The sequence below is a fragment of the Culturomica sp. genome, assembly GCF_003524185.1.
GTDB lineage: Bacteria > Bacteroidota > Bacteroidia > Bacteroidales > Marinifilaceae > Culturomica > Culturomica massiliensis.
This window is the reverse complement of sequence record NZ_DOED01000030.1, coordinates 1-23,092: the sequence shown is the minus strand read 5'-3', so window position 1 is coordinate 23,092 and position 23,092 is coordinate 1. Positions and strand designations below refer to the sequence as shown.

Sequence of the window (23,092 nt, the reverse complement as noted above, 5' to 3'; positions counted from 1 at the left end):
ATCATTAAAATTTAAAATTCAACAAATTCTTCGCAGCCTCTAAAGCGGCTGCAGAAATCTCACTTCCGCTGATCATTCCTGCTATTTCCTTTACCCGTTCCTCCGGAGCCAGTTTGCGGATACGGGAAACCGTATGCTCCGAATGATCTTCCTTATACACCTTAAAATGACAATTCCCCGCCGCAGCAATCTGAGGCAAATGAGATATACTGATAACCTGCATGCGCGTTGCCATTTCCTGCATCATCTGTGCCATGCGATGCGCCACTTCGCCGGATAAGCCGGTATCGATCTCATCGAATACGATAACCGGCAATTGTTTGTTCTTCGACAAAATATACTTTAAAGATAACATAACCCGGGAAATTTCTCCTCCTGAAGCCACTTTCGCAATTTCGCCCGGTTGTTGATTCTTATTGGCTGCAAACAAAAACCGGACTTCATCGGTTCCCGTCGGTAAAAAAGCTTCCACCGGAGTAATAAGTACCTCAAAACAAGCATGCCTGATTCCCAACTCCTGAAGCAACTTCCTCATTTCTTCTTCCAGACGTCCTTTGCCTTTCTTACGCGATTCCCGGATTTGAAGTGCCAGCGTGTGCATTTGCTCTTCCGTCTCCTGAATTTCCCTGGTTAATTTCTCTATCTCCTCCGTGGAGTTTTGTATACCATTCAACTTATCTATAATGCCGGCTTTGACAGCCAGAAGTTCTTCCACTCCCTCGGCCTTGTATTTCAGCATCAGATCGTATATTTCACTAAGACGCGCATTTACGGTCTCTATACGCCGCGGATCAAGGCCCACCGATTCGGCCCTCCCTTCTGCATCGTCTGCTATATCCTTTAACTCCAACAAAACGGACTGCAAACGTCCCTCATAGTCTTCTGCTTCTTTTACGACTTTCCGTAAAGAAGCGATCGTGTTTTTACAATTTTTTAATACGGGAATCACTGCATTTTCTGCATCCCGCAATTGATAGGTCAAATGCCCGAAATTGGTTTTTATCGTCTCTGCATTCGATAAAACGGTCAGTTCGGCTTCCAACTCTTCTTTCTCCCCCGGCTTCAAATTAGCTCCCTCTAACTGGCTGAAACGAAATTTCAGATAATCTTCCTCCCTGGCAGCTTCAAAAGCTTTTTCTTTCAATGTCTCTAACTCAATCAGCTTTTTCTTTCTTTTATCGTAATGTTGCCGATAGATACTCCGCAATTCCCCGTTACCGCAAAAAACATCCAATATTTCGGTCTGGTATTCAGGCTGACCGATAAGCAACGACTGATGCTGAGAATGTATATCGATCAAAAATCCGCCCAACTCCTTCAACAGACGATTACTGACCGGCGTATCGTTGATAAAGCAACGGGATTTACCTTCCGGCGTAACTTCCCGGCGAACAACCACCTCGTCGGAATAATCCAGCTCATTCGCTTCAAACCACGCCTCCAAAGGATACCCCTGCACCTGATACACGATTTCGGCAACACATTTCTTCTCCCGGTTCATCAATGCAGAAACATCCGCCCGTTGCCCCAGCGTCAAAGCAATTGCTCCCAATAGAATGGACTTTCCGGCCCCCGTCTCTCCGGTAATAACAGAAAATCCTTTTTCCAGCCCGATCTCCGTCTTATCGATCAGGGCATAATTATTAATATGAATACTTTCTATCATATCAATTCGTCTTATTTTCAATCAAAACACTGTACTTTGATAAATTTGCCGGATTAACCTCGGAAACAATATTGTATATCCGTTTCCGTTCATCCGTAAAGGCAGGTTTGAATATATTGACGATTTCATCCGACTTCGCATCGAAAAACACCTGCAATATATATGAATTAGGCTTAGCCCGATGTGCCTTCTGCAACAATTCCAAGGCAGACAACAACTCCAAACGGCCGTCCGTGACATTCTCCGCCATTACATCCAGTCCCAGCCGGTGATACCGGTATATACACTCCCGGACGGAAGCATAACTCCTGTCCTGCAAATTATTGATCAGCCAATACCGGTTCCTGCGGCTCTCGAACGATTTCCAGCCGGATTCCCGGGCATTCTGACACTGAGCAACAATGTTTTCAGCCTTATTGAAAAACTCATTTCCTCCCATTAAAGAAAAACTGTCATAATCCAATCCCAATATGATATTGGCATAAAACGCCAGCAAATTCACCAATTCCGTATTTTGCCCCGATTCATTATATTCCAGGGTCTCAAACTCCCGGTAACGAAAATCGATGTCATTGTCTTTAAAATTCAGCAACACCGTATTATAGGATGAATTATATACCGGCCGGCTCACTCTCACCTGCAGGCTGCCCCTGAACTGATCACTTCCGATTTGTTCTTCCAGCGTAAACTGCATACTGCACTCGACACGTTCATCATAGGAAAAAACATTGGAAGACCAACGTTTATTATTTACAAACTCATACATATCCCGCTGCATATTCGTAAATAACTCCTTGTTCGTTCCCTGTATCTTTTGTGTAGAAACAGAAATATTACAACGCAGTTCCTGGGCATATACACGACAGCCCAAAATCACCAGACATATCAACAACCAACCTTTCTTCATACAGAACCGATTATCCATTTTTTCATCTTGTATTATCATGCAAAGATATAATTTTCAATTTTCAATTCTCACATTTAAATTAATTTACTACTTTTGCGCCTGCAAATAACAAATCGTTCTTCATAAAAATGACAAGCAGAAGATTAATCCGGATAAAAGTACTGCAACTCCTGTATGCTTACTACAAAAAAGAAGGAGCATCCCTGGCAGAAGCCGAGCGTGACTTATTAAAAAGTATTGAAAAAAGTACAGATCTTTACTATCAAATCCTCTTACTTTTATCAGAATTACAACGCAAAGCTTTCCTTAAAATCGATGCCGCCAAAAACAGGCATTTCGTAACGGAAGCGGATCTTCATCCCAATACCCGGTTTATCGACAACCCGGTTTTTTCTATCCTCAATAATAATAAAAAGTTCAGAACATACCTACTCAATAATCCGATTTCCTGGAATGAAAACCAGGAAATTATCAATTTCTTTTACAACACCCTACAGGAATTTCCGCCTTATCAGGCTTATATGGAAAAACCGGAAGTCAACTTTCAGGACCACAAACAACTGGTTCTCGACCTGTTTACAGAATTAATTGCTCCGAGCGATATATTCTATCAAACGCTGGAAGATATAAATATATATTGGAACGATGATTTTGAACTGGTAATGCATGTCGTTTACCGTACCCTTAAAAATATAAAAGAAGGAGATAACGAAGACAGCAATATCCTCTACCCGATTTACAACACGGAAGAAGATACCGATTTTGCCAGGAAACTATTGCGCAAAACAATAAACGAAAACCAGGACAATCTCCGGGTTGTAGATAAATTTATCCGTAACTGGGAAATCGAACGTATCTCCGATATGGATAAACTGATCATGGCCACAGCCATAGCTGAACTGAAACATTTCCCCTCTATACCGGTAAAAGTTACCCTGGACGAGTATATTGAAATTTCCAAGTCCTATAGTTCTCCTAAAAGCGGAGGATTTATAAACGGAATCCTGGATAAAGCCGTTGTAATGCTGAAAGAAGAAAACCAGATAAAAAAGAGCGGACGCGGATTAATGGGCGAATAAAAAATAAAGGGGATGCTGGCATCCCCTTTTTACTAAACTAAACTAAACTAATTCAAACTCCCTTTGTAATCACTACAATGGTCACAAGAGCAAAACCCGTAAAAGGAAATTCTACCCTTATCGGTAAAAATATATAATTAATATTTAATTTCCAAATAAATGCTACATTAATTCTGACAAGAATATCATTTCTATTTACCGGACTAATATTTAGAAACCATTTTTTCTTCCTTATAATCTGCAATATAAGCAACAGCCTCTACGACTTCGTCCACCACTTTATACAACCCCTTATAAGCAGAAGAAACAAAACTTTCCTCAAAGGCCTTGTTTATAAAATCAAAAAACAAATCATAAAAACCGTCGGTATTGATAAACACGATCGGTTTTTGATGCAGGCCCAGTTGTTTCAGGGTTATCACTTCGGTAATCTCCTCTAAAGTACCCCAACCGCCGGGCAAAGCGATAAAAGCATCAGCCGCTTTACGCATTAAATATTTGCGCTCCTTCATATCCGGGACGACGATAAGATCCGTCAGTTTTTCTGCTTTTACTCCCCGTTCCGCAATACAGCGGGGAATAATACCTTTAACGCCTCCTCCCTGCTCTAAAACAGCATCGGCAACTTCCCGCATCAATCCGCAGTTTGTTCCCCCATAAACCAGATTCCAGCCCCGTTGAGCCATTTCCTGTCCCAATTTCCGGGCTGCCTCCGCATAAACACCCTTCACCCGATTGGATGACGCACAAAATACAGCTATATTCATTCTTCCGTGATTTCAAATATATACATAAGAAAAAAGAGTGCCGCAGCACTCTTTTTCTTTATTAAGCATCGATAGTCGCATACGTGGCATTCTGTTCGATAAATTGCCGTCTGGGCGGTACATCGTCTCCCATCAGCATCGAGAATATCCGGTCTGCTTCTGCTGCATTTTCAATAGAAACCTGGCGCAGCGTACGGCCTTCAGGTGCCATTGTCGTCTCCCAAAGCTGTTCCGGGTTCATCTCTCCCAAACCTTTATAGCGCTGGATGTGCAAACTGCTTTCCTTACCACCGCCCCATTCCTGTATCAAACGGATACGTTCCTCCTCATTCCAGCAATAGCGGTGATCTTTGCCTTTCTTTACCAAATACAAAGGCGGCGTTGCAATATAAAGATACCCATGCTCAATAACCGATTTCATATGACGGAAAAACAAGGTCATAATCAACGTGGCAATGTGTGCACCGTCGACGTCAGCATCCGCCATAATAATGATCTTGTGGTAACGTATCTTTTCCAGATCAACTCCCATACTGTCTTCATCGGTCCCGGGTGTAATACCCAATGCCTTAAATATCATGACAATTTCGTCACTCTCATACACCCGGTGCCGCATAGCCTTTTCAACATTCAGAATCTTACCCCTCAAAGGCAATATCGCCTGAAACTGACGGTCACGTCCTTGTTTTGCCGATCCGCCTGCAGAGTCTCCCTCCACCAGGAATATTTCACAATTTGCAGGATTATTATCCGCACAATCCGCCAATTTTCCAGGCAAACCTGACCCTGAAAGCACAGATTTACGCTGTACCATATCCCGGGCTTTACGGGCCGCATGACGTGCCGTAGCCGCTAATATGACTTTATCGACAATAGACTTGGCATCTTTGGGGTGTTCTTCCAGGTAATTGGACAACGCCGTGCTGACAGCCTGAGCAACAGCAGTCCCGACTTCCGTATTCCCCAGCTTGGTTTTTGTCTGTCCTTCAAACTGAGGCTCCTGAACTTTTACCGAAACGACTGCCGTCAATCCCTCCCGGAAATCATCACCGTTAATATCAAATTTCAGCTTAGAAAGCATACCGGTGGTCTCTGCATAATTCTTCAACGTTTGGGTCAACCCTCTTCTGAAACCCGCCAGATGCGTTCCACCTTCTTTGGTATTGATATTATTTACGTAAGAAAAGACATTTTCCGTAAAAGAAGTATTGTAATGCATCGCAATCTCTACCGGAATTCCGTTTTTCTCCGTACAGATGTCGATTGTATTTTCGATCAGCTTTTCCCGGCTTCCATCAATAAATTCCACATATTCCCGCAACCCGAATTCCGAATAGAACACCTCGTGACGGGGCTCCTTTGTCTCCGGATCCAAATCTCTCTTATCCGTCAGTGAAAGGCGGATGCCTTTATTCAGATAAGCCAGTTCCCGCAAACGGGTAGACAACGTATCATATTTGTATTCCGTAACATAAAAGATAGAATCGTCCGGTTTAAAAGTAATGGTCGTTCCCGTTCTATCCGTATCCCCTATGATTTCAACATCCTTCAATGCCACTCCCCTACAAAATTCCTGCCGCCATATTTTACCTTCCCGGTATATTTCAGCCACTAATTTAACCGAAAGTGCATTTACGCAGGATACACCCACCCCATGCAAACCTCCGGACACCTTATAAGAATCCTTGTTGAATTTACCTCCGGCATGCAACACCGTCAATACAACTTCCAATGCCGATTTGTTTTCCTTAGCATGTCTGGCCGTCGGAATACCACGACCGTTATCCCGTACCGTTATAGAGTTATCTTCATTAATATAAACCTGAATGTGGGTACAGTATCCGGCCAATGCCTCGTCAATCGAGTTATCGACAACCTCATACACCAAATGATGCAAACCATCCGTGTTTACATCCCCGATATACATTGAAGGACGTTTTCTCACGGCTTCAAGGCCTTCCAACACCTGAATACTGTCCGCTGAATATTCTTCCGGTTCCAATTTCACTTTTTCTTCTTCGCTCATATATTTATAAGTTTATTTTCAAGGGATTTCACCGTTTTTTCCAAAACATGCAAATATAATCATTTTTCCCCGAAAAAACGAGGAGAAAGCCTACAAATTTACCTCCAGACAGACTAAAAATACATAAAAAACAGGGGATAAACCCCATTCGGATTTATCCCCCGTATTATACCATTAAGAAAAATCAAAACAAGCTGATCGTACAGGTAACTCCGGCCATCACAATGGCAACCATGCTCATCAATTTGATTAAAATATTCAAGCTGGGGCCGGAAGTATCCTTAAACGGATCTCCGACAGTATCTCCGATTACCGTCGCCTTGTGACAATCAGAACCTTTTCCGCCCAAATGCCCTTCTTCCACGTATTTCTTGGCATTATCCCAGGCTCCCCCGGAATTAGCCATAAAAATAGCCAGTACAAAACCGGAACCCAAACCGCCAGCCAATACCCCCATCACACCTGCTACGCCGAATATCAATCCGACAAGAATCGGAATAATAATAGCCAGCAAAGAAGGGAAAAGCATTTCACGTTGAGCCCCCTTGGTCGAAATTTCAACACAACGGGCATAATCAGGTTCTGCTTTACCTTCCATGATTCCTTTAATTTCACGGAACTGACGGCGCACCTCATTCACCATTTTTTGGGCAGCACGTCCGACAGCATTCATGGTTAACCCACAGAACAGAAAAGCCATCATAGAACCGATAAAAATACCCGCCAATACTTTCGGATTCATCAGGTTTACATCGTAATAGGTCATGATATCCTTCAATGTAGCCGAAGCCGTATTGACAATATCTCCACCCACATCGATCGTAACCTCACCCAGGCGGATCAGTCCGATTTTTATCTCTTCAATATAAGAAGCCAAAAGAGCCAACCCCGTCAATGCCGCGGAACCGATAGCAAAACCTTTTCCGGTTGCAGCCGTAGTATTCCCCAAAGCGTCCAAAGCATCCGTACGTTTACGTACTTCTTCGCCCAATTCGCTCATCTCGGCATTACCGCCGGCATTATCAGCAATCGGACCGTAAGCATCCGTTGCCAGGGTTATCCCCAAAGTCGAAAGCATTCCGACAGCAGCGATTCCGACACCGTACAACCCCATGGCCATATTACTCATATCGAACTCCGCAGCAAACAAATAAGCCACAATGATACCGACAACGATGGTTATAACCGGAATAGCCGTCGAGATCATACCGGTTCCGATACCTTTTATAATAACTGTCGCCGGTCCGGTTTCAGAACTCCTGGCAATATCCTGTGTCGGCTTATAAGCATGGGAGGTATAATGCTCCGTAGCTTTCCCGATCACAATACCGGTCAGTAAGCCGATGATCACAGAACCGCAAATCCAATAACTCAAACCGAGTAAATAAATGACCAGAAAACTGGCTCCTACGATAAGTATGGAACTCGTATTGATTCCTCTGTCCAATGCCCGTAACAACTGTAACTGAGAAGCACCTTCCTTGGTCTTAACCATAAATATACCCAATAAGGAAAGGATAACCCCGAAAGCAGCGATCAGCATCGGCGCCAGAATCGCATTAAACTGCATTTCCGGTACAGATATATAGGCAGCAGCACCCAATGCGGCCGTAGCCAGTACAGAACCGCAATACGATTCGTAAAGATCGGCCCCCATACCGGCAACATCACCCACATTATCTCCTACATTATCGGCAATTGTAGCCGGATTACGGGGATCGTCTTCCGGAATACCGGCTTCCACCTTCCCGACCAAATCCGCCCCGACATCCGCAGCTTTGGTAAAAATACCGCCACCTACCCTGGCAAACAATGCCTGGGTAGAAGCACCCATACCAAACGTCAGCATCGTCGTCGTAATCATAATCGCCTTATGACTGGAACTGGGATCATCCACAAAATAATCCAGCACCAACCACCACAAAGAAATATCCAGCAAGGCCAGACCGACAACCACCAATCCCATTACGGCTCCGGAACGGAAAGCCACTTTCAAACCGTCATTCATGCTACGGCGGGCAGCATTGGCAGTACGGGCAGAAGCATAAGTGGCCGTTTTCATACCGATAAAGCCTGCCAAACCGGAAAAGAAACCACCGGTCAGAAAAGCAAACCATACCCATTCATTTTGTAAACCAGGGCCATAGGCCATCCAGGCAAAAAAGATACACAGTATCAGAAAAACAAATCCGACAATCTTATATTGTTGTCTGAGATAAGCCATTGCTCCCTTACGTACATGGGAAGCAATACGCTTCATCGTATCCGTTCCTTCCGATTCTTTCATCATTCCCCGGAAAAACATCCAGGCAAAAAGCAAAGCAATCAACGAACAGACCGGAACAATCCAAAATAAACTATTCAGCATGATTTATTTATTTTATCGTCCATACTAAATCATTCAGCCGGTGTCCCCATTGCAACACTCTTACTACGCTCTACCGATTGCAATGCCAGGTAATGATCTCCGAACTTCTGTAAATTCTCCATTTCTGTATCATACTGATCCTGATGAACTTCTTCCTCGGCTGTCAGTGTCTCAAATAATTTTTTAGATACAGAATCCGCATTGGCAGCACATTCATTGGCCCATTTATTGTAATCTTCCACCGATTGCATTTCCATGCTTACAGCCAGTTTCAGCATCTCCCGGGCATCATGTATTTTCTGAACCTCTCCGGCAACCTTCATGTCCACTTCCCCTTTCAAAAAAAGAATTCTTTCAGAAAGTTGCTCAACATGCATCATTTCCTGAATTGCCGTACGGCGGAAAAGCCCTGAAAGCAAATCATACCCCAAATCATCACATACAAAATGAAAATACATATACTGGTGAACGGCCAATAACTCGTCATTCACTGCTCTGTTTAGCAATTCGATACTTTTTTCTCTGTTACTCATGATTGAATTATTTAAATTAAACTTTTAGTTAAGAATCATTGTTACAAATATAATTTAATCCTTAAATATAACAAAGAAATGTAAGAGAATGTACGTATCTAAAATTTCTTATCTGCTCTGCGAATAGAGTATATTTCCCCGCTGTTCAATAACCCATACCCCGTCTTTTATCCTTACGTTATACGTATCGTCATCTTCCTGATTCCAGGCATAACCTCCGGCCGGCAATTCCCTTCTGTCCAATACCGGATGATTTTCCTGATCCGGAACAAAAACCTCCGCTTTTAACGAATCCGCAGAAAACACTACATAAGCAGCCAAAGCCGAAGCCGTATCCTGTACCGACTGAAATTGAATACCATCTTCAAACAAGCGGATACATTTTGCCTGTACTTCCGACCAGGTATAACCCGCAGCCGCGTTACAGCCATGCTCGTCTTTGGCAACACCAACCTGCTCACCTTTTACCAAAGGCCCGAATACCATTTGTACTTTCCCGGTTGAATCTTTTAATTGTAATTCATTATTCTGAATAGAATAACCAGCAACTTTTTTCAGCCCGAGCAAAAAATGATCCTCCACAGGCATATCCGGACAGTACATCATCGTCACACCTCCCGGGTGAATCGTAAGTTTATTGCCTTTTCCTGTCTCATAAGTCGCAAAAAAACGGTTACAACCCGCAAATCCGAATATCGTAGCGGTATCCGTAAATTGCAGGGAAGGCATTCTTTCCGGTTTATCCGTAAGTCCCTCCATTTGCTTCAATTCCCACTCCTGAGAAGTCAACAAAGCCTTTTCGTTACTTTTACATGCAACGGCCAATACCAATATGGCCAACAACATAAATTGAATTTTTTTCATTTTCCCATTATTTTATTAAACAAAATCTTATCGTCATAAAACCTCGCCCGTCAAATCATAATCGTAAGCTCCGGTTATTTTTACATCATAAAACTCTCCTATCTTCAATAACTTATCCGAATGTATCAAAACTTCAGGATCAACTTCAGGCGAATCGTATTCCGTACGTCCGATATAATAATCCTCCTCCTTCCGGTCGATCAATACCCGCATTGTCTTCCCGATCATTGAATCATTTACTTCCCGGGAGATTTCCCGTTGAATCTCCATGATTTTTTCTGTTCTACGTTTTTTAACCTTCAGAGGTACATCATCCTTATAATATTTGTCACAATACGTATCTTCTTCATGAGAATAAGCAAACACCCCCAAGCGCTCGAATTTCATTTCCCGGACGAAGGCACACAACTCCTCAAAATCTTTTTCCGTTTCTCCGGGATGCCCTGCCATAAGCGTCGTCCGTAAAAAAATACCCGGAACTTCTTTTCGTATCTTATCAACCAGTGATATGGTTTGTTCTTTAGTCACACCTCTTCGCATAGTTTGCAGCATAGAGTCACTGCAATGCTGCAAGGCGATATCGAGGTAATTACACACATTCTCCCGCTCCCGCATAACTTTCAATATTTCCACGGGAAAACCGGCCGGATAGGCATAATGTAACTTGATCCAGACCACCCCCTCTATATCGGCCATCCAGCTGATCAGTTCCGCCAATTTATTTTCACCGTACAGGTCGGTACCATAATAAGTCAGGTCTTGCGCCATAACCAATAACTCCTTCACCCCATTCTTTACCAGATTACGGCACTCCTCCAATATCTCCTCCATTTCCCGGGATTGATATTTTCCGGTCATAATCGGAATGGCACAATAGGAACACGTCCGGTTACACCCTTCTGCTATCTTCAAATAAGCATAATGGGAAGGAGTCGTCAGTAAACGCTGATTACGGATCGTTTCATCGTATGAATTACCTAAATAATTCAATATGCCTTTCCAGTCAAACTTACCGAAATAGGCATCTACCTCCGGAATTTCCACTTCAAGTTCAGACTTGTAACGTTGTGACAAACATCCCATTACCAATATCCGATCAACTTCCCCATCCGTCTTACGTCTGACCTGTTCCAATATTGTATTCACAGACTCCTCCTTGGCATCGCCGATAAAACCGCAAGTATTGATAATGACAATATCCGCTTCTTCTTTTTCCGCATCTACCGCTACCTCATATCCGGCTTTTACCAATTGTTTGAGTAACAATTCTGTATCTACCAGATTTTTCGAACATCCCAAACTGATTATATTTACTTTCTTCATATACAAATTCCTTAATTCTGCTTTACAATTTTTGGTGTGCAAAGGTATAAAAAAACGCTATCTTTGTGCAATATTTAAAGGAATGAACAACGAAAGGAAACTACAATGGTTACCGACTTCTGCTAAAGAAGTACAGGAACGTGGCTGGGACACACTGGATGTCATCTTATTTTCCGGAGATGCCTATGTCGATCATCCTTCCTTCGGTATTGCCGTTATCGGAAGACTTTTAGAATCTTTAGGCTTAAAGGTAGCGATCGTCCCCCAACCCAATTGGCGTGATGATCTCCGTGATTTCAAAAAACTGGGACGTCCCAATCTTTTCTTCGGTATAAGTGCCGGTAGTATGGATTCAATGGTAAACCATTATACCGCCGCTAAAAGGCTAAGGTCTGACGACGCATATACTCCCGGAGGAAAATCCGGATTCCGTCCCGATATGCCTACAATCGTCTATACCCGGATACTGAAACAACTTTATCCGGACATACCTGTAATCATCGGCGGAATAGAAGCTTCGTTACGGCGGTTGACACATTACGACTATTGGCAGGATCGCCTGCGTCCGTCCATCCTGACCGAAAGCGGTGCCGACATGCTGATCTACGGCATGGGAGAAAAACCGCTTACAGAACTGTGCAGACTATTAAAAAAAGGAGTTCCTTTTGCCGGTTTAACCAATGTTCCGCAAACCTGTATACAAAGACCGCAACATGAATCCTGTGCCGGAAATAAAAAATGGCAAACGATCCGCCTGTTTTCACACGAAGAATGCCTGAAAAATCCGATAAATCACGCCCGTAATTTCCGCCACATCGAAGAGGAATCCAATAGTCTGGAAGCTGCCCGGCTCATACAAGCTTACGAAGACGTTCAAATCATCGTCAATCCGCCTTATCCTCCCATGAGTACATCTGAAATCGATGCTATATATGCCTTACCTTTCACCCGCCTCCCACACCCACGTTACAAAGGGAAAGAAATTCCGGCTTACAATATGATCCGGCATTCCGTGACTCTTCACCGGGGATGCTTCGGAGGTTGCGCCTTCTGTACGATATCTGCCCATCAGGGGAAATTCATTTCTTCCCGTTCCGAAGAGTCCATACGACAGGAACTGGAAGAAATTACCCGTATGCCCGACTTCCGGGGGACAGTAACCGACCTGGGCGGCCCCTCCGCCAATATGTACGGAATGCAAGGCCAAAACAAAACTCTATGTGCTGCTTGTAAACGCGCTTCCTGTGCTTTCCCGACCGTATGTAAAAACCTGAACACAGATCACGGCCCCCTTTTAAAAATATATACCATAGCCCGGCAACAGCCCAAAATCAAACATGCATTCGTCGGCTCCGGCATCCGCTACGACCTTTGCCTGCACGATTCCGGAAATAAAAACATCAACCGGACCAATGAAGAATATTTACAAACCGTCATCCGTCATCACGTATCCGGACACTTTAAAGTAGCACCGGAACATGCAACCGATAATGTCTTGAAAATAATGCGGAAACCTTCATTCAAACTATTCTATGAACTGAAGGAAAAATTCGATGCGATAAACAGCCGGAATGAACAGAAACAACAAATAATCCCCTACTTTATATCCTCCCATCCGGGATGTCACCTGGAAGATATGGCTGAATTGGCTATTCTTACCCGTGAATTGAATTTCCGGTTGGAACAGGTGCAGGATTTTACCCCGACACCCATGACATTGGCAACCACGATTTTCTATACCGGATACCATCCCTATTCGCTGCAAAAAATCGCATCCCCAAAATCAGAATCGGAAAAAAAACAACAAAATATGTTCTTTTTCTGGTATAAAAGAGAGTTTCGGGAAAAAATTATCGCTACCTTAAAAAGAATTAAACGTCCGGATCTTATAAAAAAAATATATAACAGATAATAAAAACCAATACAAAACTTTAATATTTCGATACGAATAACTAATTTTGGGTCTAATAAACCAAGATGTAATATAGAGAGATGAATATTAGATATGGATTGATTATCACGGTAGTGGTTTTATTGGCTTCCTGTAACAGCAAAGTTACCCAAACCAATAAAAACGGATTGAATTACATCAAACAAGGCTTGTACGATCAGGCCATCGTCGAGTTCAACAATGCGATTATAACGGATAATGAATGGTTACCGGCCTATTACAACCGGGCAATTTGCTATGCCAATACCAAACGTTACAAAGAAGCTCTGAACGATTTCAATTACATTCTCGCCAATTGCCCGGATCATGCTGAATCTTATTTTAACCGGGGGGTTGTGTATGAGAATATCGGCATATACAACAGTGCCATTAAAGATTACTCGCAAACGATCAACTTACGTCCGGACTTTATCACAGCCTATCATTACCGGGGAATTGCCCGGTTTTATATGAAAGATTACGAAGGAGCCCTGGCCGACTACAACAAAGCAATGGAACTCGGGCTGGCCGAAACCGGACTTTATTTCAACCGGGGAATAATCATGCAAATACAAGGCAACCTTGATGCTGCGATTAAAGATTATACAGAAGCCATCAACATCGATCCTTCCAATGCAAAATCCTATTACAACCGGGGAATTGCCAAGTTGGCTCAGGAACGGTCTGACGAAGCTTTGAAAGATCTTGAGATAGCATCCCGGCTGGGTTTTGCCAAAGCTAATGATGCAATCAACACTTACTTCAGATATTAAACTGTAAGGCAAACATCCGGCTGAGTATTTATCAACATTCAATCATTTCCATCCTATTTAGATTATTCGTAAAAATGAAAAATCTTTTTATTCTATTCTTATTTTGTGGAGTTTTCCAACTCACGACAGTGCATGCACAGGGATATAACATCCGAATCAACGTCAACAGTATGGCAGGTAAAAATGTAATACTCGCCAACTACTTTGAAGGTAAAGTATATGCCTGTGATACGGCAAAACTGGACAACCAGGGAAATGGCTTTTTCCGTAACAATCAGAAAAAACTGGCAAGGGGAATGTATATCCTGCTGTTTTCTCCCAGTAACTATTTCGATCTGATCATCGGAGACAATCAGCATTTTTCGATAAAAACCGATACGACCAACTATCTGCAAACCATGAAATTCGAAGGTTCTCCCGAAAATACAGCTTTTCTGGACTTTCAGAAATTCATGACCTCTCAAAATCAGAAAATGCAGGTATTGAGAAATGAATTTGAAAAAAATCCGGATAAAGGAAAAGAAGAAATCAGAAAAGCCTATACCGATAAATTCAATCTGGCCGACCACGAAGTCCGCAAATATGTTGCCGATCTGAGTAAAAAATACCCGGGTTCGGCATTAGCAACCTTCGTAAACTTTACACTCAGTCCGGAAACACCCGATTTTTCAGCACAGGTACCCGAAGGTACAAAAGACCGGGATATGGAAATCCGCCGCCGGGCATTCTACTACACCAAAGCACATTTCTGGGACAATACAAATCTTACAGACAGCATGCTGATCCGGACTCCGGTATTCAAAAACAAACTGGACGACTATTTTCAAAATTGGGTAGTCGTACATCCGGACTCTCTGTACCGTGCCTGTGTAGGTGTCATCGAAAAGGCCAAACCCTGTAAGGTAATGTTCCGTTACCTGCTGAACTACTGCATCGTATACACCTTCGATAATAAAATCATGGGAATGGACGAAGCCTTTGTAAAATTAGGTGAACATTATTATATGAGCGGACAAGTGGATTGGCTCGACAAAGAGCAATTGAAAAAAATCACGGATGAAGTCATTAAAAGACAATATAACTTAATCGGTCAGAAAGCCCTGGATTTAAAATTGCCGACTTTAGAAGGCGGATGGGTAAGTTTGCTTGAAACCAAAGCTCCTTATACCCTGCTTCTATTCTGGGAACCCAATTGCGGACATTGCAAAAAACAGGTTCCTTTGGCCAAAAAAGAAATATATGACCGGTTCAGCCCGTATGGATTAAAAGTATTTGCCGTCAATACGCATACCGATAAGAAGCAATGGGAAGAATTTATAGAGAAAAACGAGCTTTTTGATTTTATCAATTGCTGGGATCCGAACAAACAATCCAATTACTGGACAATCTACAACGTATTCTCAACCCCGGTCATGTACATTCTCGATAAAGACAAAAAAATCATAGCCAAAAACCTGGCTGTCGAACAAATGGTCGACCTGCTCAAAAACGAATACAAAAAACAGGGCATCGAGATAAAAAACTAAACCGAAGAATTGTAAAATTTTAGATTGTAAATCGTCCGCTGATTCCGCAAATATATGAATTTCAAATTTGGAAACCCTGGCGGATCAAATTTACAATCTAAAATCCCTTACAAATATTACGACTTATCTTAATCGTAAATCTGAAATCATAAAGCGTAAATCATATCTACAGGCTTTTAATAAAAAGCGTAATCCCGTCAAACACCATTTGCAAACCGATCGTAGCCACAATCAATCCGATAATACGGATCAAGGGATTCATAAAATTATACCTGATTAAAAAATTTCCGATACGGCGGGCTTGCAACATGCAGAACAAATTAACCCCCAAAGCCAATAAAATGGCAACAATCGTTATTTCCCGCCCGTATTGCACCGGGAAAGTCACGGCTGCCGTAATCGTAGCCGGTCCGGCAATCATCGGAATGGCAATAGGTACCGTCGTCAAATCGGCAATCTTGATATGCTCGTCCACCTTAAGAAAAAATCCCTTCAACAATCCCGAAAGGCCGTTGTATATCAATACAGCACCGCACGTAATCTGAAAAGAATACAATTCGACCCGGAAAACATAAGAAAAAGTAATCTCTCCCAAAAAAAGAAAAAAAATAAGAATAATCGCCGCAGTAACGGTAGATTTTATGGAGATATAACGTAACTCACCCGATGTAAACCGTTCCTGTAAAGACGTAACTATCAAAATCTTTTGCAAAGGATTTACCAGTGCCAACAAAGCTACACAGCATCCCAGGATAATCTTTAGGTTCATAGCGGATATTTTTACTCTATCTTCTCACAAAATTAGCCGTTTTTTACGAGATAAACATTAAAACAAGTCAAAAAGTCGAAAGCAACAAAATAGCCCCGGAAACGTTACACATTTAAAACCATAAATCGCTATGAATACAATGGAAAACGATATCACAGCCATTCCCCGTATCGGAGATGATGCTCCGGCATTTAAAGCCATAACGACCGAGGGTGAAATTAATTTTCCCGACGACTTTCAGGGAAGATGGATCATTTTATTCAGTCATCCGGCAGATTTTACGCCTGTATGCACGACTGAATTTATTACTTTCGGAAATATGACGGCAGAATTTGAAAAAATGAACTGTCAGTTGGTCGGACTTTCAATCGACGGCGTATCCAGCCACATAGCCTGGCTACGGACAATAGAAGAAAAAATCAATTATAAAGGAATGAAAAACGTTAAAATTCATTTCCCCGTAATCGACGATGTAGGCATGAAAATAGCCAAGACCTATGGCATGTTACATCCGGGAGAAAGCAATACCAAAGCTGTACGGGCCGTTTTTTTCATCGATCCCGAAGGCATCATCCGGACGATTCTGTACTATCCGATGGCATTGGGACGCAACTTCGACGAAATGAAACGCATCCTGATCGGTTTACAAACCATCGACCGTTTTAAAGTAGCCTTACCGGCAGACTGGAAGCCGGGAGACGATGTTATAACAACATCTCCGGGAACAATGGAAAAGGCCGAACAACGAGCCAACGAAGAGGAAGCAGGTATGAAATGTTACGATTGGTTTCTCTGTACCAAGCCGCTTCCACTGGAAAAAATAGAGAAAAATATCCGGAGATAACCGGTATTTCCTATGTTTCTTTAAATAACCGATATACAAACAAAAGCCCGTTAACCGATCTCGTAAACGGGCTTTTCTCATACGGTTGTCCGGATGTCATTTTCACACAGTATCAATCTGCCAAAGCATTGTTTTCACAACAGCCGTCGCAATGTTCACCGACAGTCTCAAACTCCAGCGTAGCATGAGCAATCCCGGAATTTCCCAAACGATGCTTTAAAGTGCATTTTAAATCCTCCATCTGCCGGATGTCCTCCACGACAATATGAGCTGTCAAGGCCGTTTCCGTCGTACTCAAGGCCCAGATATGCATGTGATGACATTCCTTCACCCCCGGCGTCGATACGATAACTTTTTCAATTGTCTTGTAATCCGTATTTGCCGGAACTCCGTCCATAGAAAGCCGTAAACTATCGCGCAGCAATCCCCAGGTAGAATAAACGATAATAACAGCAATACCGATACCGATCAAAGGGTCTATCACATAATAACCCGTATATTGAATAATGATGCCCGAAACCATAACGCCGACTGAAACCAAAGCATCTGCAACCATATGCAAATAAGCGCCTTTCACATTCAAATCCTTTTCCTTATCCTTCAGGAACAACCAGGCCGTAACAGCATTTATCAATACACCGACACCGGCTACCCAGGCCACAGCATCTCCTTCCACCGGACGGGGCTGGAATAATTTATTGATACTCTCTCCGACAATAAAACCGACAGCTACCAGCAATATAACTGCATTCAACAAAGAAACCAATACCGTACTTTTCTTGTAACCGTATGTATATCTGGGAGTCGCCTGTACCTTGGCCAGACGAAAAGCCAGCATAGCCAGCAACAAACTGGCCACATCCCCAAGATTATGACCGGCATCCGAAATCAATCCCAAAGAATCGAACCAGAAACCTGCAGTAAATTCAATGACGACAAAACCTGCATTTAAGACAATTCCGATAATAAATGCCTTATTCAACGAAGTGATCTCATACGAATGATCATGATGATGATGCTCAGACATAACGACAAAATTTCCGTATTCTATAAATAATCTCTTCCAAATCCTCCCCATATATCCAACCCCTCCGTTCATCCAACCCTAAATCCCGTCTCCTCATATCCCCAATCAAAAATCGTAAATCGTAAATCATAAATCAAAACCAACCCTACCTACCTCAACATCTCACTACAAAAAAAAATCCAAAATCCAGCTACCCTATACTCCCCAATCAAAAATCGTAAATCTAAAATCGTAAATCAAAATCCCCCTTCCCTCGTCTACTGAATTCACAACCGCAATATTGCTGATTGTAAAAACCGTTTTCTGCCAGTAAAATCCGGCGGCGTTCGGATAATCCCTCTTTGCGCCAGTTTTTCTCCCAAAAGGTAATCCCTTCAAATTGCCCGGCAGCCCAATGTCCGGCCTCCGCAATTTGTTCCAGATTCTTCCAACGGGAAGAAGCCAGTGTCGTTGCAAAACGGTCGAACCCCTTCTCCTGCGCCATACGGGCAGTTGCCAGCAGACGCATTTTAAAACACACAAAGCAACGTTTTCCCCGTTCAGGCTCCCTTTCCAATCCGCTGACCAGTTCCAACCATCCCGCATGATCGTAATCCCCGTCTATAATCTCCAACCCCAAAGCCCGGGCATAACGGCTGCATTCCTCCTTCCGGATATCATACTCCGTCCGTGGAAAAATATTCGGATTAAAATAATACAATGTCGGACAAAACCCGTTTGCCGTCAACCATTCGATAATCGCTGCGGAACAAGGAGCACAACAAGTATGTAGCAACAATTTCTGCATATCACATCAGGTTAAATAACGACTTCCCTTCGTACTTGCCTGCAAGGGATAGACTAAAATAAAACTGTTTGCCTGAAAATATTTATTGAGATAACCCGGGATCCGGTTCATCCCCGGATTATAAGAAATCCGGTCATGACGGCTCATAACCACCCAAAGCATATCATCCGGCCTCACATCCCGGAAGACAATCAGAAAATCATCCCAATCTCCAAACTCCTTATACTCCGCTTGTACTTGCTTGGGTAGAACACCTTTCAATTGTTCCAAAGTCTGAAACGTTCCGTAAAAAACAACTCTGGCCCCCGTATTCTGCACCAGATTTCCGGTCCGGTTTGCCCATTGAGTAAAACCGATTTCCTTCTCTGCCTGTTCGGGAATAACCACCAGATGCCGCTTCATGGTTGAAAGTGGCTGGACAGATTTATAAATTAAAGTCGTGACATCGCTGTGATTTAAAATATCTTCTGTGATACGCCCCAAAAAAGAAGTCGAGATTCCTTTTTCTTTGTGCAAACCCAGCACCAGATCGGTGATACTGTGTTCCAATATCACACTCAATACTGCATTCGGTACATTCAGATCATAGCGTAATAGTTCCTGCAAATGCGTATCCGTTGCCGCAGCCGTCAAAGCTGCATTTTCCAATAACCTTTTTGCCTGTTTTACACTTCCTTCCTCCGTCGATTGATTATCCAACACCTTCAAGGCATACAAAAAACGCATGTTCTTCGGCGATTTCACCGCCAGACTCAAATTTACCAACTCCTCGGCGGTTTCCTCATTGCTGACCGGAATCAATATCCGCTCCTTATGCTCTTCAACCTGGCGTTTCTCCTCAGAAATCTGCGCCACAGCCAAATTGTGAGCACCCCGCTGCGCCGAAAAAGAAGCCATCGTACACGTTACCAAAATCATCAATATCGTACCGTTCAACACACTTTCGTTCAATAAGCGTATCGGTTCTCCCTCCGGAGTCTGCCCCAGAATAACGTTATACCCGACCATCACGGCTGCCAGAGTCGCTGCCGCCTGCGCATTACTCAAACCGAAAATGACCCGCCTTTGGTCCACCGACATACGAAAGGTCTTCTGTGTCAGCCAGGCAGCAGCATATTTTGCCGCCGTTGCAATGATAATCATTACAATGCCGACCTTGATCGTCTCAAAACTAGTGAAAAACACCCGGTAATTGATCAACATGCCGACTCCGATCAAAAAAAACGGAATAAAAATAGAATTCCCGATAAATTCCACCCGGTGCATCAACGGAGAAGAATGTGGAATCAGCCGATTCAAAGCCAAACCGGCCAAAAACGAACCGATAATCGCTTCCATTCCGGCCAACTGCGCCAGATAGGCACCCAGAAATACCATGACCAATACAAAAATATATTGAGAGATACTATCCTGTACCCGTTTGAAAAACCAACGCCCGATCAAAGGAAAAACAATAACGACAAACAAAGCGAATACAATCACGGATACGGATAACCGGGTCCAGAAATAATCTCCCGTCTGTCCGGTAGCCATTCCTACAATAACGGTCAACACCAACAAAGCCAAAGTATCGGTGATCATCGTTCCCCCCACGGTAATACTTACGGATTTATCCTTCGTAATGCCCAGCCGGCTGATAATCGGATAGGCAATCAGCGTATGGGAAGCAAACATACTTGCCAGCAAAATAGAGGTTTCCATTGAAAAATTCAGGACATAATAGCCTGCGACAATCCCTAAACCCATCGGAATCAAAAAAGTATACATACCGAAAACCAGGCTCTTCCCGCTATTCCGTTTAAAATCACCCATATCGATCTCCAAACCGGCCAAAAACATAATATATAACAAACCCGCCGTTCCCGATAAAATGATGCTGCTATCCCGCAGCACCAAATTTAAACCGTAAGGTCCGATAATTGCCCCGGCAATAATTAAACCCAGCAAATGAGGTACCTTCAATTTATTCAGCAGTAAAGGAGCCGACAAAATAATAATCAGGATCAACAAAAATTTCAATACCGGATCTGTCAGCGGCAATGAATGGGATATCGATAACAATAACATAACTCTTGTATTACAATTACACAAATTTAAGAAAATAGCAGGAGTTTCGGAACGGAAATCTCTGTCATTAATTTATTTTATTTTTGTTTGAGGATTTACGATTCCGGTTCAACCGGACCGCTTATCAACTATTCCAATTTAAAATGACTTTACATACACAAAGCATACCTAAAAACAAAAAACCTTTCCAACACAGCTATTTTACCTCTATTCTCCCGTCCGTATAAGGTGTTATACGTCCTTTCATCTGTATATAGTCTGCCAATACATCAGAAAGTAAGCGGGATGTATTTTCACGGTAGGTTATATTTCCAAGTCCGGCCTCATATCCGTCCTTACCTGCTGCCACATAATCACAGGTTGCCATATAATAAATCATTGTATCCACCACCGGTTTTCCCCCGATTGATAACGCCTTTACCTGTCGGGCTTGCCGGTCATATACCACATGAACATCCCCGGAAACTTGAGCAAAAGCACCGTTTCCCGGGGTAACGGAAGCAATAAAGGTAAACAGGCGCCGTACATCCGCTCCGCTCATTCCGATCACCTCCAGCACATTGGCAAACGGCAATACGGACAAAACCTCTTCCCGGGTAATCCCTCCGGCAGGTAATCCGGCACGTATACCTCCTGAATTTACCAAACCGAAATCAGCTTTCAGATGCAACCCTTCCGTAGCTTTCCATTTCAAGGCATCAGCGACCAAATTTCCGAGACTACTCTCCCGATAGCGGGCCACATTTTCATCCCGCTCATACAAAGCGAATTCTTTTGTTGCTAAGCCGACAACCGTTTGCAAATCTGAATGAGCAACCTCTATATAAGGCTCCAATTGCCGCCATAACATTGTATCCGGAGCATACCCTTTTATAGGTACCGGTTTCCAATCGAATCCTGTCAGCCGGTGCCCTTTTACCCGAAGTTTTCCCATTCCGACGTAACGTCCGCTCTGATTCGCAGTCACGATCCAGGTACGATTAACCCATTCCGGTTTTTCAATATACGAATGCGAATGCCCGTCTACCAAGATATCGATACCGTCTACCTGAGAAGCCAGCTTCCGGGAAGTTACATAATCCGGAGTTGTTTCTGTAAATCCCAAATGTACCAAACCGATCACGACATCCGCTCCTTGCCCCCTCAACACCTTCACCATCCGGGCTGCAGTATGAATTTCCTCTTCAAAATCCAGCTTATCGGCACAAACACTGATATGACGTGTATGAACAGTTGTAATACCGAATACACCGACTTTTATTCCGCCGATTTCTTTAATCAAATATTCCTGACCTAAAATCTTTCCTTTTTGCCGGATATTCGAAACCACAAAAGGGAAATCAGCCCATTCCATTTGTTTAAGCAACACCTCCAAAGGTTTGTCGAACTCGTGATTACCGACCGTCACGGCATCATATCCCATATAATTATAGGCTGCAATATCCGGATGAGCGTCTGCCATATTCGAAGCTGCCTGCCCTGTATTGAAATCACCGGCGTCCACTAATAACACATGCTTATTCTTCTCCCGGGTTTCCCGGATAAAAGTAGCCCGCTCAGCCATTCCGCCCATACTATCGACAGGCACAATACTACCATGGCTGTCATTGGTATGCAGCAAGATCAGTTCTCTTTCCTTTCCCGGTTCATCGCAGGAATATACAACAACTGCCAACGATAAAACAGCAATCCATACCAACACCCTAAAACGTGCAAAAAACATCATTAATTTTATTTTTTAGAGACTTAACAAACTTTTTGAGGAAAAACAAAATTACACAGATTTTACACCAAACAAAAACCCCGGGACAAAATGATATGCCCCCAAAAAGTTGG

General features: G+C 43.0%; 18 protein-coding genes. 5 read left to right on the top strand and 13 right to left on the bottom strand.

Going from position 1 to position 23,092, the window contains the following annotated elements:
- Positions 1-4: 4 nt before the first annotated feature.
- Together recN and porD are read right to left on the bottom strand one after the other, a co-directional pair.
- Positions 5-1,666, bottom strand: a complete 1,662-nt coding sequence (recN, locus tag DD657_RS09920; RefSeq protein WP_287049761.1) for a DNA repair protein RecN — start codon at positions 1,664-1,666, stop codon at positions 5-7.
- A 1-nt stretch (position 1,667) separates the two neighbouring features.
- Complete coding sequence (gene porD, locus DD657_RS09915) at positions 1,668-2,573, bottom strand: type IX secretion system protein PorD (protein ID WP_068692106.1); 906 nt, start codon at positions 2,571-2,573, stop codon at positions 1,668-1,670.
- 128 nt (positions 2,574-2,701) lie between these two features.
- Between porD and nusB the strand changes: the two genes are divergently transcribed.
- Complete coding sequence (nusB, locus tag DD657_RS09910) at positions 2,702-3,652, top strand: transcription antitermination factor NusB (protein ID WP_021988654.1); 951 nt, start codon at positions 2,702-2,704, stop codon at positions 3,650-3,652.
- A gap of 203 nt (positions 3,653-3,855) precedes the next feature.
- Here nusB and DD657_RS09905 read toward each other — a convergent pair whose 3' ends face one another.
- From DD657_RS09905 to rimO, 6 genes are all read right to left on the bottom strand, one after another.
- Positions 3,856-4,419, bottom strand: coding sequence for an LOG family protein (locus DD657_RS09905; RefSeq protein ID WP_068689434.1), 564 nt, complete (start codon positions 4,417-4,419; stop codon positions 3,856-3,858).
- A 61-nt stretch (positions 4,420-4,480) separates the two neighbouring features.
- Positions 4,481-6,445, bottom strand: coding sequence for a DNA topoisomerase (ATP-hydrolyzing) subunit B (gyrB, locus tag DD657_RS09900; protein ID WP_021988652.1), 1,965 nt, complete (start codon positions 6,443-6,445; stop codon positions 4,481-4,483).
- Between the two features lie 184 nt (positions 6,446-6,629).
- On the bottom strand, positions 6,630-8,813 hold the full coding sequence (locus DD657_RS09895) for a sodium-translocating pyrophosphatase (RefSeq protein WP_021988651.1): 2,184 nt from the start codon (positions 8,811-8,813) through the stop codon (positions 6,630-6,632).
- A gap of 29 nt (positions 8,814-8,842) precedes the next feature.
- Positions 8,843-9,346, bottom strand: coding sequence for a ferritin-like domain-containing protein (locus DD657_RS09890; protein WP_021988650.1), 504 nt, complete (start codon positions 9,344-9,346; stop codon positions 8,843-8,845).
- Between the two features lie 108 nt (positions 9,347-9,454).
- Complete coding sequence (locus DD657_RS09885; protein WP_021988649.1) at positions 9,455-10,210, bottom strand: META domain-containing protein; 756 nt, start codon at positions 10,208-10,210, stop codon at positions 9,455-9,457.
- 33 nt (positions 10,211-10,243) lie between these two features.
- Positions 10,244-11,539 (bottom strand): 30S ribosomal protein S12 methylthiotransferase RimO, encoded by a 1,296-nt coding sequence (rimO, locus tag DD657_RS09880; protein WP_287049747.1) that lies wholly within the window; start codon positions 11,537-11,539, stop codon positions 10,244-10,246.
- Positions 11,540-11,615: 76 nt separating this feature from the next.
- On the opposite strand from rimO, the gene DD657_RS09875 reads away from it, so the two are divergent.
- The 3 genes from DD657_RS09875 to DD657_RS09865 all read left to right on the top strand — a co-directional run bounded on the left by DD657_RS09875 (position 11,616) and on the right by DD657_RS09865 (position 15,762).
- Positions 11,616-13,445 carry a YgiQ family radical SAM protein gene (locus DD657_RS09875; RefSeq protein WP_287049745.1) on the top strand — a complete coding sequence of 610 codons (1,830 nt, stop codon included), beginning with the start codon at positions 11,616-11,618 and terminating at the stop codon, positions 13,443-13,445.
- Between the two features lie 80 nt (positions 13,446-13,525).
- Positions 13,526-14,236, top strand: a complete 711-nt coding sequence (locus DD657_RS09870) for a tetratricopeptide repeat protein (protein ID WP_287049744.1) — start codon at positions 13,526-13,528, stop codon at positions 14,234-14,236.
- A 74-nt stretch (positions 14,237-14,310) separates the two neighbouring features.
- Positions 14,311-15,762 carry a DUF5106 domain-containing protein gene (locus DD657_RS09865; protein ID WP_021988645.1) on the top strand — a complete coding sequence of 484 codons (1,452 nt, stop codon included), beginning with the start codon at positions 14,311-14,313 and terminating at the stop codon, positions 15,760-15,762.
- A 166-nt stretch (positions 15,763-15,928) separates the two neighbouring features.
- Here DD657_RS09865 and DD657_RS09860 read toward each other — a convergent pair whose 3' ends face one another.
- Positions 15,929-16,531 carry a MarC family protein gene (locus tag DD657_RS09860; RefSeq protein WP_021988644.1) on the bottom strand — a complete coding sequence of 201 codons (603 nt, stop codon included), beginning with the start codon at positions 16,529-16,531 and terminating at the stop codon, positions 15,929-15,931.
- Positions 16,532-16,670: 139 nt separating this feature from the next.
- On the opposite strand from DD657_RS09860, the gene DD657_RS09855 reads away from it, so the two are divergent.
- Positions 16,671-17,375 (top strand): peroxiredoxin, encoded by a 705-nt coding sequence (locus tag DD657_RS09855; protein ID WP_068692102.1) that lies wholly within the window; start codon positions 16,671-16,673, stop codon positions 17,373-17,375.
- 112 nt (positions 17,376-17,487) lie between these two features.
- Here DD657_RS09855 and DD657_RS09850 read toward each other — a convergent pair whose 3' ends face one another.
- From DD657_RS09850 to DD657_RS09835, 4 genes are all read right to left on the bottom strand, one after another.
- Entirely contained in the window at positions 17,488-18,402 is a 915-nt protein-coding gene (locus DD657_RS09850; protein WP_021988642.1) for a cation diffusion facilitator family transporter, read from the bottom strand.
- Between the two features lie 223 nt (positions 18,403-18,625).
- Positions 18,626-19,189, bottom strand: a complete 564-nt coding sequence (locus tag DD657_RS09845) for an epoxyqueuosine reductase QueH (protein ID WP_118773685.1) — start codon at positions 19,187-19,189, stop codon at positions 18,626-18,628.
- Positions 19,190-19,195: 6 nt separating this feature from the next.
- Positions 19,196-21,256 carry a cation:proton antiporter gene (locus DD657_RS09840; RefSeq protein ID WP_021986892.1) on the bottom strand — a complete coding sequence of 687 codons (2,061 nt, stop codon included), beginning with the start codon at positions 21,254-21,256 and terminating at the stop codon, positions 19,196-19,198.
- A 196-nt stretch (positions 21,257-21,452) separates the two neighbouring features.
- Positions 21,453-22,982: a bifunctional metallophosphatase/5'-nucleotidase gene (locus DD657_RS09835; RefSeq protein WP_287049743.1), complete on the bottom strand. Its 1,530-nt coding sequence runs from the start codon at positions 22,980-22,982 to the stop codon at positions 21,453-21,455.
- Between the last annotated feature and the right edge of the window lie 110 nt (positions 22,983-23,092).